The following is a 12405-nucleotide window of genomic DNA, read 5'->3' as shown; positions in this document are numbered from 1 at the left end:
CCTGGCTCCCCTCACGGGGCCGGGTGAGCGAGCCGCCGTTGGCGTTTGTTACGAGGCTGTTTTAATGCCGTTGTCCAATGTCCATATCCTTCATCAGGACGCTGCTGTCCTGGTGGTGAACAAGCCTACCCTGCTGCTCTCGGTGCCCGGTCGCGCCGACGACAACAAGGACTGCCTGATCACCCGCCTGCAGGAAAACGGCTACCCCGAAGCCCGCATCGTCCATCGCCTGGACTGGGAAACGTCCGGGATCATCCTGCTGGCCCGAGACGCGGATACCCACCGTGAACTGTCCCGCCAGTTTCATGACCGGGAAACCGAAAAGGCCTACACCGCACTCTGCTGGGGCCAACCGGAACTGGACAGCGGCAGCATCGACTTGCCCTTGCGCTACGACCCACCGACCAAGCCACGGCACGTGGTGGACCACGAGTTCGGCAAGAACGCGCTGACCTTCTGGAAAGTCCTGGAGCGTTGCGGCGACTGGTGCCGGGTTGAGCTGACACCGATCACCGGCCGCTCACATCAACTGCGCGTGCATATGCTGTCCATCGGGCATCCGTTGCTGGGCGATGGCTTGTACGCCCATGAACAGGCCTTGGCTGCCTGGCCACGGCTGTGCCTGCACGCCAGCATGCTGAGCTTCACCCATCCCCAGAGCGGCGAGCGTCTGCGCTTCGAGTGCCCCGCGCCGTTTTAACCTGTAAACGCAATTAAAATGTGGGAGCGGGCTTGCTAGCGAATGCGGTGGATCAGTTAGCTCATTCGGCGACTGACACACCGCATTCGCGAGCAAGCCCGCTCCCACATTTGTTCTGTGCACTTATCCCGTCGGACGGTAAACTCGCGCCATTGCTGTCTGGAGCTACTTATGCGCGAAGAGTTGAACCAAGGCCTGATCGACTTCCTCAAGGCCTCCCCTACCCCGTTCCATGCCACCGCCGCCCTTGCACAGCGCCTGGAAGCGGCCGGTTTCCAGCGTCTTGACGAGCGCGAGACCTGGACCACCGAGGCCAACGGGCGCTATTACGTGACCCGCAACGACTCCTCGATCATCGCCTTCAAACTCGGCCGCCACTCGCCCCTGCAAGGCGGCATCCGCCTGGTCGGCGCCCACACCGACAGCCCGTGCCTGCGGGTCAAGCCACAGCCTGAACTGCAACGCCAGGGCTTCTGGCAACTGGGTGTGGAAGTGTACGGCGGCGCGCTGCTGGCGCCGTGGTTCGACCGCGATCTGTCCCTGGCCGGCCGCGTCACTTTCCGCCGCGACGGCAAGGTCGAAAGCCAGCTGATCGACTTCAAGCTGCCCATCGCGATCATCCCCAACCTGGCCATTCACCTGAACCGTGAAGCCAACCAGGGTTGGGCGATCAATGCCCAGACCGAACTGCCGCCGATCCTTGCGCAGTTCGCCGGTGACGAGCGCGTAGACTTCCGCGCAGTGCTGACCGAGCAACTGGCTCGTGAACACGGGTTGAACGCCGATGTGGTGCTCGACTATGAGCTGAGCTTCTACGATACCCAGAGCGCGGCCGTGATCGGCCTCAATGGCGACTTTATCGCCGGTGCCCGCCTCGACAACCTGCTGTCGTGCTACGCCGGCCTGCAAGCCCTGCTCACCGCCGAAACCGATGAAACCTGCGTGCTGGTCTGCAACGACCACGAAGAAGTCGGCTCGTGCTCCGCCTGCGGTGCCGACGGCCCGATGCTGGAGCAGACCCTGCGTCGCCTGCTGCCCGAGGGTGATGAGTTCGTACGCACTATCCAGAAGTCGCTGTTGGTGTCTGCCGACAACGCCCACGGCGTGCACCCCAACTACGCCGAGAAGCACGACGCCAACCACGGCCCGAAACTCAATGCCGGCCCGGTGATCAAGGTCAACAGCAACCAGCGCTACGCCACCAACAGCGAAACCGCCGGGTTCTTCCGCCACCTGTGCATGGCCGAAGAAGTGCCGGTGCAGAGCTTTGTGGTTCGCAGCGACATGGGTTGCGGCTCGACCATCGGCCCGATCACCGCCAGCCACCTGGGCGTGCGCACCGTGGATATCGGCTTGCCGACGTTTGCCATGCACTCGATTCGCGAGCTGTGCGGCAGCCACGACCTGGCGCACCTGGTGAAGGTGTTGAGTGCGTTTTACGCGAGTCGCGACTTGCCGTAATTGCAGGATGAACACAAATCAAATGTGGGAGCGGGCTTGCTCGCGAATGCAGAGGGTCAGTCAATACATCGGGTGACTGATCCACCGCTTTCGCGAGCAAGCCCGCTCCCACATTTTGATCTTCATTGTTTGATAGGTCGGGCTCAGTTCAACACTTCACTCAGCGGAATGAAGCTGACCCGGTCACCGATCTCCAGCGTCGTCCCCTCCAGCACTTCTACCAAACCTTCGGCCCACGCCGCGCTACGCAGCACACCCGAGCTCTGGTTGCGGTAGATGATCGCCTTGCCCTGCTCCAGCCGCCCGCGCAAATACTCGCGGCGATTCCCCGGCTTGGGCCAGACAAATCCCACGGGCACTTCAATGCGCAGCGGCTGCACGTCTTCCACGCCCTGGCGGCGCAACAGGTAAGGCCGCGCCAGCAAGGCAAAGGTCACCAGCGTCGACGCCGGATTGCCCGGCAAACCGATCACCGGTACACCACGGAAATGCCCGAACGTCAGCGGCTTGCCCGGCTTGATTGCCAGCTTCCACAGCGCCAGCTCCCCTTCTTCCCGCAGTGCAATCCCGAGAAAATCCGCCTCGCCCACCGACACACCGCCGGTGGACAGAATCAGGTCTACCGAGCCCAATGCGCCCAGGCGTTCGCGGGTTTGTTCCAGGTCATCCGGCAGGATCCCGGCGTCCACCACTTCGCAGCCCAGGCGCTCCAGCCAGCTGCACAGCACTCGGCGATTGCTGTTGTAGATCTGCCCGGGACCCAGCGGCAGGCCCGGCTCGATCAACTCGTCGCCGGTGGACAGCACAGCCACGCGGGCGCGTCGTACCACCTCCAGCCGATCACGACCCAGCGAAGCCGCCAGGCCCAACTCGATCGGGCCCAGGCGTGTACCTGCTGGTAACACCCACTCGCCCACCGTGGTTTCCTGGCCTTGGGGACGGATGTTTTGATCCACCTGCAACGCTTCGGTGAAGCTCACCCGCTGATCGGCATGGACCACGGCGTTTTCCTGCATCTCGACGCAGTCCGCGCCCTCCGGTACCGGGGCTCCGGTGAAGATCCGCGCGCAGGTACCGGCAGCCAAGGGCTCGGGTGCCGTGCCCGCAAAAATGCGCTGGCTGACTACCAGTGGCTCACCGGTCCAGTCCGCCAGGCGCAGGGCGTATCCGTCCATGGCGCTGTTGGGCCAGGGCGGCAAGTCCAGCGTGGAGATCAACGCCTGGGCCAGCACCCGACCATCACACTCGGCCAGCGCCAACGTTTCCGGCTCGCGGATCGGCGCTGCCTCGGCCATCGCCAGCAATTGTTCGAGGGCGTCTTCCACCGGCATCAACGCGCCGGTCTTGCCCGGCTTACCCACGGGATTCACAGGGCTCGGCCTGTTTCAAATGCGGGACGAAGTTGCACGGGCGGTGACGGTTATCCAGTTGCTCGGCGAGAATCCCGTCCCAACCGGTGCGCACCGCGTTGGTGGAGCCCGGCAGGCAGCACACCAGTGTGCCGTTGGCCAGGCCGGCCAGGGCACGGGATTGCACGGTGGAGGTGCCGATATCGGCCACGGAGATTTGCCGGAACAGTTCGCCGAAACCATCCACCTGCTTATCCAGCAGGCAGCTCACCGCTTCCGGGGTGCTGTCGCGGCCGGTGAAGCCGGTGCCGCCGGTGATCAACACCACCTGCACCACGTCTTCGGCAATCCAGTGCGCCACTTGCGCACGGATTTTGTACAGATCATCTTTAAGCAAAACTCGCTCGGCCAGCAGGTGACCGGCGGCGGTCAGGCGGTCGACGAAGACCTGGCCCGAGGTGTCGGTTTCCAGGGTGCGGGTGTCGCTGACCGTCAATACAGCGATATTCAGGGGTACAAAGGGCGCATCAGCCTTGGCTTTCATGGCTCGGTCCGGTTGTCGAAGGAACAGCCCGATGTTATATCACAGCCCCCCATTTCACTGCCCGCAGGAGCCGTCATGCCAAGCCATTCTTCCCCACTGCCCTGCTCGATCCTTTTGCTGGCCGGCGGTCGTGGCCAGCGCATGGGCGGCCTCGACAAGGGCCTGCTGGACTGGCACGGGCAGCCGCTGATCGCGCACCTGCATCGCCTGGTGCGGCCGTTGACCGACGACCTGATCATCTCCTGCAATCGCAACCAGGCGCAGTACGCGGCCTACGCCGATCAATTGGTCGGCGATGACAGCCCCGACTTTCCAGGGCCACTGGCCGGCATTCGCGCAGGACTGGCGGTGGCGCAGCATGGGCATCTGCTGGTATTGCCGTGCGATGTGCCGCAGATCGATGCACGATTGCTCGCCGACCTGCGCAGCACGGCGCAGCAAAACCCGTTGCTGCCGGTGATGGTGCGCCACGGCGATTTCTGGGAACCGCTGCTCTGCGTGATCCCCACTTCGCTGCGCGAGCCCTTCGAACGGGCCTGGGCAGCCGGCGAGCGCAGCCCGCGCCAGATCATGCAGGCGCTGGGGGCCAAGGCCCTGGATTGCCCCGCCGACGATCCGCGCCTAGCCAACCTCAATACACCGGAGTTGTTGCACCGCCCGCCCAGCGTGTCAGAATGAGCGTCGAACAAGGAACTTTGCCGACGTTACACACGTCACAAGGTCAGTACTCAACAAAGCATTCTCTCGGAGACAAACTCATGACTCAACGGACCATCGCCGCTCTCATGCTTGCACTGGGCCTCGCTACCCTTGCCGGTTGCGCCTCGCCGACAGTGATCACCCTGAATGACGGTCGCGAAATCCAGGCCGTCGACACTCCTAAATTCGACAAGTCCACCGGCTTCTACGAATTCGAACAGCTGGATGGCAAGCGCACCCAGATCAACAAGGATCAGGTTCGCACCGTTAAAGACCTGTAAGTCTTAACGCCAGATACAAAAAAGCCCGCGTAATGCGGGCTTTTTCGTTGCTGGCGTTTACCAGTCCAGGCTGATCTCGCTGCGAAAGTCGCGCTCAAGGCCGGTGACCGGGTCGATGAAACGCACCCCCTGGGCCAGCAGCTTGAGCGGGTTGGCGTAGTCGTCCTCGGCATCCTTGATAACGTCGGGGTAGAACGGATCGTTGCAGATACTCGCGCCCAGGGCCGTCATGTGCACCCGCAACTGATGCTTCTTGCCGGTCACCGGAAACAGGCCATAGCGCCACAGGTCGCCATTCTTTTCCCGCACCTCGACCGCCGTCTCGGTGTTGCTCGCCCCCTCGCCTTCCTGCATGCGAAAGAACGGCTCGCCATCCACCAGCCGGCTTTTGTGCACCAGCGGAAAGGTCAGCCCAGGCAATGCAGGGGCAATGGCTTCGTAGAACTTGTCGATCTTGCGCGTGGGAAACAGCTGTTGATACGCCGAGCGCGTCTGGGGGTTGGCCGAAAACAGCACCAGCCCTGCGGTATGCCGATCAATGCGATGCAGCGGCACCAGCGCCGGGTTGTCGAGGCGACGGATCAAACGCCGCAACAGGGTCTGCTCGACGTATTCACCGGCAGGCGTGACCGGCAGGAAATGCGGCTTGTCGGCTACCACCAGGTGTTCATCGGCGTACAGGATCGTCTCCTGCACCGGGATTACTTTCTCGTTCGGTACTTCGCGAAAGTAGTAGATGCACAGGCCTTCGCGGTAGGCGAGGTCCTGATTGATGGGAGTGCCATTGATGTCCAGCACCCTGCCCCGGGCGATGCGGTCCAGCCATTGCTCTCGGCTGATGGCCTGGAAGTGCTCACACAGGCAATCCAGCACGGTGGCCCAGGCGCCTGGCGGCAGGTACAAGGTGCTGGCTTGGTGCTGGGCAGCGGAAAAAACGGACATGGCAGGCTCAAGACGTGGACATACAGGCGCGCATTATCCCGCATGCAGCCGGATCAGGCCCAGCACAGATTCAGGCCTTGGCCAATTCCGCGCGCAACACCGGTGACGCACTGGCCGCCTCGGTGAATTCCTTGAGCCAGCGCAGCACATCCACCGCTTCCCAGCGGCCCGGGTCGTAAAGCGCATACAGCAAGCCCTGGTAACCCACCACATCCAGTTGCTTGTGATAACCCGCGCGCTGGAACAGCGCCTCGATCTCGGCAAAGCAGGTGTTGAAATGCACTTTGTTAAACGGCGTCTTGCCTTCCGTGACCAGGCCATCGAGGCGCAGCTCGTTCACCGCGTCACGCACGACGTCGGCGGACATGCGATTGACGCTGCTTTTCAGTTGTTCAACATTCACCACGGGCGTTCCCTCTCATTCAATCGCTGTACAAACATACAGTAACCGAATAATCGGGAACTCGCCATCGCCGAGTGCTAGCTAAGAAAGTTCACTACCTGCGCTTTGTCGAACGGCCACTCCAGCTCCGCGCCCGTGTCTACCCGGCGCAGCACCGGAATCCGCAGGCCGTAGGCTTCATACAGGGCCTCGGAATCGGCGATATCCACCAACTCCACCAGCAGGCCGTGTTCGACCAACGGCATGATTTCGGCTTCGGCAAACTCACACAGATGGCAGCCCAGGGTGCCGAACAACTGACATTCAGGAAGCATGGCAAAGGGTCCGAGAAGAATCAGGTGCCTATTCTAACAGCGTCGGGACACTGCAAAAGCCTGACCCAGATCAGCATGGCGTATAACTGATTCAGCGACTCTCGCGACTTTTTTCCCGTAATACCTGCAATGGAGCTGCATGTGTTTGCCAACCTGCTGATTATCCTGGCCTCCTCCCTGGTGGTGATTGCGCTGTTTCGTCGCCTGCAACTGCCGCCGGTGCTGGGCTATCTGTGTGTTGGCCTGGCCGTGGGCCCCACCGCCCTCGACTGGGTCAATGACAGCGAAGAGTTGCCAGACCTTGCCGAACTGGGTGTGGTGTTCCTGCTGTTTTCCCTGGGCCTGGAGTTTTCTCTCAACAAAATGCTCAGCCTGCGCCGGGTGGTGTTTGGCTTGGGCAGCCTGCAGGTACTGTGCTGCGGGTTGCTGCTGGGCGGTTTGCTGGCACTGTTCGGCCTGTCGCCGACGACCGCGCTGTTGCTCGGTGCTGGACTGGCACTGTCGTCCACCGCCATCGTCAGCAAGGAGCTGACCAGCCTCGGCGAAATCTTCAGCAGCCATGGCCAGAATGCGATTGGGGTATTGCTGTTCCAGGATGTAGTGGCCGTATTGCTGCTGACCCTCGTGCCAGTGTTCGCCGGTAACAGCGAGCAAGCCTGGTACTGGGCATTGCCACTGACCCTGGGCAAAACCGTGGTGCTGTTCCTCGGCCTGCTGCTGGCCAGCCGCTGGTTGCTGCCGCGTTTGTTCCGTGAGGTGGCGGCGTCCCATTCGGCCGAATTGTTCGTGCTGCTGGCACTGGTGATCGTACTGCTCACCGCCTGGCTGACCCACTTGCTGGGCCTGTCCCCGGCACTCGGTGCGTTTCTCGCCGGCATGCTGCTGGGGGAAAGCCATTACCGCCATCAGATCGAAGCCGATATCCGGCCGTTTCGCGACATCCTGCTAGGACTGTTTTTTGTCAGCATCGGCATGCTGATCGACCTGCAACTGTTCGTCAGTCATAGCCTGTTGATTCTCGGCCTGACCCTCACGCTGATGTTGATCAAAGGCTGTGTGGTTGCGCTATTGGTGCAACTGCGCGGCAGCGACGGTGAAACCGCATGGCGCAGCGGCCTGGCGCTGGCCCAGGGCGGCGAGTTCTGTTTCGCCTTGATGGCGCAAATGCAGCAAAGCCGCCTGCTGCCCGCCGACATCAGCGGCCTGCTGCTGGCTGCCACCTTCTGCTCGATGCTATTGACTCCGCTGTTGCTCAGGGCTGCACCCGCGATTGCCCTGCGCCTGCACCGCAAGCCCAACCAGCAAGTACAGCTTGAAGAGATTACGGCCCTGAATGCCGAGCTGCGCGACCACGCGGTGATCTGCGGCTACGGCCGGGTTGGCCAGTCCATCGGGCGCTTCCTGCACCGTGAACAACAGGCGTTCATTGCCCTTGATGACGACCCGGAGCGAGTCCAGGAAGCGTCTACCGAAGACAGCGCCGTGCATTACGGCGACTGCCGCCGTGGCGCCCTGCTCAGCGCGGTCGGCCTGGAACGTGCGCGCCTGGTGGTGATCGCGGTGGACAACAGCGACGTCGCCCTGGCCGTGCTCAACGAAGCGCGGCGGATCAACCTGACCGTGCCGATCCTGGTACGCACCCGCGACGACAGTCAGCTGGCCGAACTGAAAGCCGCCGGCGCCACTGAAGTGGTGCCCGAGTTGCTGGAGTCGAGCCTGATGCTCGCCTCCCATGCGTTGATCCTGCTGGGGTTGTCGGAGCAGCAGGTGCAAGGCCGTGTCGATGCAGTGCGCCAGAGCCGGTATCGGCTGTTACATGGCTGCAACCAGAACGAAGGGGACGCGCCCCTCAATCCTGACTGACCGCGCCAATCTTGTGGATCGACAAATCCGCGCCGTAATACTCCTCTTCCTGACTCAAGCGCAGGCCATGCACGCGTTTGATCACGCCATATACCAGGAAGCCACCGGCCAGCGCCACCACCACACCCAGCGCGGTGCCGATCAACTGGCTGATCAGACTGACGCCGCCCAAACCGCCCAGGGCGGTCTGGCCGAAGATCCCGCAGGCAATCCCGCCCCACACGCCGCACAGCCCGTGCAACGGCCATACACCCAGCACATCGTCGATTTTCCAGCGATCCTGGGCGGCAATGAAGAACCAGACGAACAAGCCGCCCGCCACCACGCCGGTCACCAACGCGCCCACCGGGTGCATAAGGTCGGAACCGGCACAGATCGCCACCAACCCGGCCAATGGACCGTTGTGCAAGAAGCCTGGGTCGTTACGGCCGATCACCAATGCCGCTACCGTGCCACCGACCATCGCCATCAACGAATTGACCGCCACCAGCCCGCTGACCCCGGACAGGGTTTGCGCACTCATGACGTTGAAGCCGAACCAGCCGACGATCAAGATCCACGAGCCCAACGCGAGAAATGGAATGCTCGACGGCGCGAACGCCACCAGGCGCCCTTCCCGATAACGCCCCTGCCTTGGCCCCAGCAACAGCACCGCCGCCAGCGCCAGCCAGCCGCCCATGGCGTGCACCACGACGCTGCCGGCAAAGTCATGGAAGCTGGCGCCGAAGGTGGCCAGCAACCAGGCTTGCAGGCCGTAGTTGCCGTTCCACACCATGCCTTCGAAAAACGGGTAGATGAAGGCTACGATCAACGCAGTGGCACACAGTTGCGGAACAAACCGTGCACGCTCGGCGATTCCCCCGGAAATGATCGCCGGGATCGCCGCCGCGAAGGTCAGCAGGAAGAAGAACTTCACCAGGCCGTAGCCGTGGTCGGCGCTGATCACCGCCGCCGGTTGCATGAAGGTCACCCCGTAGGAGATCCAATAGCCTATAAAGAAATAGGCCAGTGTGGAAATCGCGAAGTCACTGAGGATTTTCGACAGGGCATTGACCTGGTTCTTCTGGCGCACCGTGCCGACTTCCAGGAAGGCAAAGCCGGCGTGCATGGCCAGGACCATGACCGCGCCAATCAGAATGAACAGCGTGTTGGAGCTGTGGACGAGGGTGTCCACCGCGCTTTGCAAATTTTCCATGGAGGATGGCAGGCCTGCAGATGCAGGAAAAAGCACCAAAGCAGTTCATGACCTTCATGATGCGCACTAAATTGGCACCAACGATCCGACCCTCGTTTGAGGCCGTGAACCGCTTTGGCGCAGCGATCATTGAAAAAGGCAGAATCCGACAGGGTTTTTCCGCGAGTTTTAGTTATTTAGGGTAAGGTTTTTCAGGGTTTGAGCCCCAACCGCCCGGATTCAGCGCAAGGCCCCGGGCCTGCGCACCAAGGCAAAGCAAAAGCTGTACCAGACAATTGCAGTGAACCTTCACCGACACCGGTGACTCGAAACCAGAAGTAAACAGACCAGCCACTCACGGAGATAACCATGGCCAGAAAAACGGCAAAGACTGCTCAAGAAATACTGATGGCGGATTTTCAAACCCTGGTCAGCGATACCGAGAAGCTGCTGGACGACACGGCGATCCTCGCCGGTGACCAGGCTGACGAGCTTCGCAGCAAGATTCACGAAAGCCTGCTCAAGGCCCGTGAAACCCTGCAACTGACCGAAGACTCCCTGCGCGAACGCGGCCAGGCGGCGGTCACGGCCACTGAAGACTATGTGCAGGCCAACCCCTGGCAGTCCGTCGGCATTGCGGCCGGCGTGGGCTTTTTGATCGGCCTGCTGGCTACAAGGCGCTAATCATGTCTATCGGCGAATCCGGCTCGTCCACGGGCCCAAGTTCTACTTCACGGCGCCTGGGCGCGGCTGTCCTGGGTTTGCTGCACAGCCATGTCGAGCTGTTCGGCATCGAGTTGCAGGAGCAGAAAGCCCGCACCGTCAGCCTGTTGCTGTTCGCCGGCCTGGCGCTGGTGTTTGCCTTGCTGTTGCTGGTGGGTTTGTCGGCGCTGGTGATGATCCTGGTGTGGGATACCTACCGCCTGACCGGGATTATCAGCCTGTGTGTGTTCTACATACTGGCCGCAGCATTCTGCGGGTTGCGCCTGAAGGCGGCGGTGTTCGATGAGTCCACGCCGTTCCACGCCACCCTCGAAGAGCTGGCCAACGACCGGGAGCGCCTGCTGCCATGAGCATGACTGAATTGCCGCAAAACACTTCCCGGCGAGAAATGCGCAAGGCGTTGATCCGCCTGCGCATGGAAATGCACCGCCAGGAAATCCGTCACGAGTCCCAGCAACTGATGCTGCCGCTGCAAAAGGTCCGCAACATGGGCCAGAGCTGGCAGGACGGTTTTGGCATCAAGCACGCGCCGCTGTGGGGCGTGGGCGTGGTGACGCTGCTGGGGTTTCTCACCGGCAAAGGCGCCAAGGGCGGCGGAATCGGCACCATGACCCGCCTGGTGCGGCTGGGTGCCGGCCTGATCCCGCTGATCAAACTGGCCATGCAAGGTGCTTCGCGCAAAAGTTGAGCGTGCTGGCTGCATTCTTGCAAACAGATCAGGCCCGGCCCTCTCCATTGAGGGCCGGGCCTTTTTTATTTCCGGTCTTTTAAGGAGGCCCCGTGATCGACGGGCAACCGCTCGCCTGCTTCCAGCCATTCATCGACACCGCCACCGGCCGCATCGCCGGCGTAGAAGCCCTGGGCCGCCTACGCCAGGCGAATGGCCAACTGCGCTCGGTGGGTCCGCTGTTCGCCGACCCGCGCACGCCCTCGGTGGCCTTGCGCCGCCTGGACCGGCAGATCCGTGACAATGCCCTGAGCCGCCTGCATGAAGCCCCGCAGGAGTGGTTCCTCAGCCTGAATATCTCGCCACGCTGGATCACCCGCCTGCGCCCGGGCCAGGCGCTGCCGAGCCTGAAGCAATTGCAACTGCATAACGTCGACCCGCGCCGCATCGTGTTCGAGATCACTGAACTGGGCGGCGATATCCTGCGCCTGGCCGAAGTCGTCGAGCGCTACCGCGAGGCCGGCGCGCGGATTGCCATTGATGACTTCGGCGCCGGCTATTCGCAGCTGGACCGGGTGCTGGCCTTGCAGCCGGACATTCTCAAGCTGGACATGCGCCTGTTCCAGGCCGCGGCCCGCGGTGGCCCGAGCGGTGAGGTGGTACGGGCACTGGCGCAAATGGCGGAAAAAACCGGCTGCTGGATCATCGCCGAAGGGGTGGAAACCGAGGCCCAACTGAATTTCGCCCTGGAATGCGGTTCGCGTTATGTCCAGGGCTACCTGTTCGCCCAGGCCCAACTGGACTGGTTCGACACCGACGCATTCGTGCCGCGCTTCGCCCAGCTGCGCACCGGCTATGTCCAACAGAAGCTCGCCGAACGTGGCCGGATCATGCAACTGCGCCAGCAACTGGCGGAGCTGATGCAGATCCTGCAAACCTGGGCCCACACCCGCGCACCGCTGAGCCACCTGCCGCAATTGCCGGCGTTTCCCTGGCTGCTGCGTTTTTACCAGTGCGACCGGCATGGCACGCAACTGACACCCAACTTCGAATGGCACCAGGGCGCCTGGCAAGCCGACAGCCGCTACCTGGGCCACAACTGGTCATGGCGTCCGTATTTTTATCATTTGCTGGCCGAAGGTTGGGAGGAGCGGCGGCTGACCCTGTCCTCAACCTATCGCGATGCCACGACCAACCAGTACTGCCTGACTGCCGGACAATTCTTTGATAATGGTCAGCGCTTGCTGTTAATCGATATCGACGCCGCCGGCCTGTAGTTTTTCGC

The 12405-nt window shown here is 62.2% G+C and carries 15 protein-coding genes; 9 read left to right on the top strand and 6 right to left on the bottom strand.

Features of this window, described 5'->3' with window-relative positions; translation table 11 throughout:
- The first annotated feature begins 64 nt into the window (after nt 1-64).
- Nucleotides 65-700: an RluA family pseudouridine synthase gene (locus HX805_RS28090; RefSeq protein ID WP_008432172.1), complete on the top strand. Its 636-nt coding sequence runs from the start codon at nt 65-67 to the stop codon at nt 698-700.
- 171 nt (nt 701-871) lie between these two features.
- A complete protein-coding gene (locus HX805_RS28085) occupies nt 872-2161 on the top strand; it encodes a M18 family aminopeptidase (RefSeq protein WP_003209095.1) in 1290 nt (429 codons plus the stop codon).
- 143 nt (nt 2162-2304) lie between these two features.
- On the opposite strand, the gene glp is transcribed toward HX805_RS28085, so the two are convergent.
- Together glp and moaB are read right to left on the bottom strand one after the other, a co-directional pair.
- Nucleotides 2305-3531: a gephyrin-like molybdotransferase Glp gene (gene glp, locus HX805_RS28080; RefSeq protein ID WP_023659056.1), complete on the bottom strand. Its 1227-nt coding sequence runs from the start codon at nt 3529-3531 to the stop codon at nt 2305-2307.
- Nucleotides 3515-4054, bottom strand: a complete 540-nt coding sequence (gene moaB / locus HX805_RS28075) for a molybdenum cofactor biosynthesis protein B (RefSeq protein WP_003209092.1) — start codon at nt 4052-4054, stop codon at nt 3515-3517. The genes glp and moaB overlap by 17 nt, the downstream gene beginning before the upstream one ends.
- A gap of 75 nt (nt 4055-4129) precedes the next feature.
- On the opposite strand from moaB, the gene mobA reads away from it, so the two are divergent.
- Nucleotides 4130-4732 (top strand): molybdenum cofactor guanylyltransferase MobA, encoded by a 603-nt coding sequence (mobA, locus tag HX805_RS28070; RefSeq protein ID WP_177035739.1) that lies wholly within the window; start codon nt 4130-4132, stop codon nt 4730-4732.
- 80 nt (nt 4733-4812) lie between these two features.
- Nucleotides 4813-5034: a YgdI/YgdR family lipoprotein gene (locus HX805_RS28065; RefSeq protein ID WP_003209090.1), complete on the top strand. Its 222-nt coding sequence runs from the start codon at nt 4813-4815 to the stop codon at nt 5032-5034.
- Nucleotides 5035-5091: 57 nt separating this feature from the next.
- On the opposite strand, the gene HX805_RS28060 is transcribed toward HX805_RS28065, so the two are convergent.
- The 3 genes from HX805_RS28060 to HX805_RS28050 all read right to left on the bottom strand — a co-directional run bounded on the left by HX805_RS28060 (nt 5092) and on the right by HX805_RS28050 (nt 6693).
- Nucleotides 5092-5976, bottom strand: coding sequence for a pseudouridine synthase (locus HX805_RS28060; RefSeq protein ID WP_177028920.1), 885 nt, complete (start codon nt 5974-5976; stop codon nt 5092-5094).
- A gap of 70 nt (nt 5977-6046) precedes the next feature.
- On the bottom strand, nt 6047-6382 hold the full coding sequence (locus HX805_RS28055; protein ID WP_003209087.1) for a hypothetical protein: 336 nt from the start codon (nt 6380-6382) through the stop codon (nt 6047-6049).
- Nucleotides 6383-6456: 74 nt separating this feature from the next.
- Nucleotides 6457-6693, bottom strand: coding sequence for a glutaredoxin family protein (locus tag HX805_RS28050; protein ID WP_177035738.1), 237 nt, complete (start codon nt 6691-6693; stop codon nt 6457-6459).
- 141 nt (nt 6694-6834) lie between these two features.
- Between HX805_RS28050 and HX805_RS28045 the strand changes: the two genes are divergently transcribed.
- A complete protein-coding gene (locus HX805_RS28045; RefSeq protein ID WP_177117506.1) occupies nt 6835-8556 on the top strand; it encodes a monovalent cation:proton antiporter-2 (CPA2) family protein in 1722 nt (573 codons plus the stop codon).
- On the opposite strand, the gene HX805_RS28040 is transcribed toward HX805_RS28045, so the two are convergent.
- Nucleotides 8543-9751, bottom strand: coding sequence for an ammonium transporter (locus tag HX805_RS28040; protein ID WP_003209083.1), 1209 nt, complete (start codon nt 9749-9751; stop codon nt 8543-8545). The genes HX805_RS28045 and HX805_RS28040 overlap by 14 nt on opposite strands.
- A 348-nt stretch (nt 9752-10099) precedes the next feature.
- Here HX805_RS28040 and HX805_RS28035 point away from each other — a divergent pair, with 348 nt between their 5' ends.
- From HX805_RS28035 to HX805_RS28020, 4 genes are all read left to right on the top strand, one after another.
- Complete coding sequence (locus HX805_RS28035; RefSeq protein WP_003209080.1) at nt 10100-10414, top strand: YqjD family protein; 315 nt, start codon at nt 10100-10102, stop codon at nt 10412-10414.
- 2 nt (nt 10415-10416) lie between these two features.
- Nucleotides 10417-10803, top strand: coding sequence for a phage holin family protein (locus tag HX805_RS28030; RefSeq protein WP_003209078.1), 387 nt, complete (start codon nt 10417-10419; stop codon nt 10801-10803).
- Nucleotides 10800-11141, top strand: coding sequence for a hypothetical protein (locus HX805_RS28025; RefSeq protein WP_008432159.1), 342 nt, complete (start codon nt 10800-10802; stop codon nt 11139-11141). Before HX805_RS28030 ends, HX805_RS28025 begins: the two co-directional genes overlap by 4 nt.
- Before the next feature lie 92 nt (nt 11142-11233).
- Nucleotides 11234-12397 (top strand): EAL domain-containing protein, encoded by a 1164-nt coding sequence (locus HX805_RS28020; protein WP_008432158.1) that lies wholly within the window; start codon nt 11234-11236, stop codon nt 12395-12397.
- The last annotated feature ends 8 nt before the right edge of the window (nt 12398-12405 follow it).

Source organism: Pseudomonas sp. G5001 (genome assembly GCF_013385475.1).
In the GTDB taxonomy this organism is placed as follows: Bacteria; Pseudomonadota; Gammaproteobacteria; order Pseudomonadales; family Pseudomonadaceae; genus Aquipseudomonas.
Note: the sequence above shows the minus strand (reverse complement) of the source record. Positions and strands in the feature narration are given on the sequence as shown.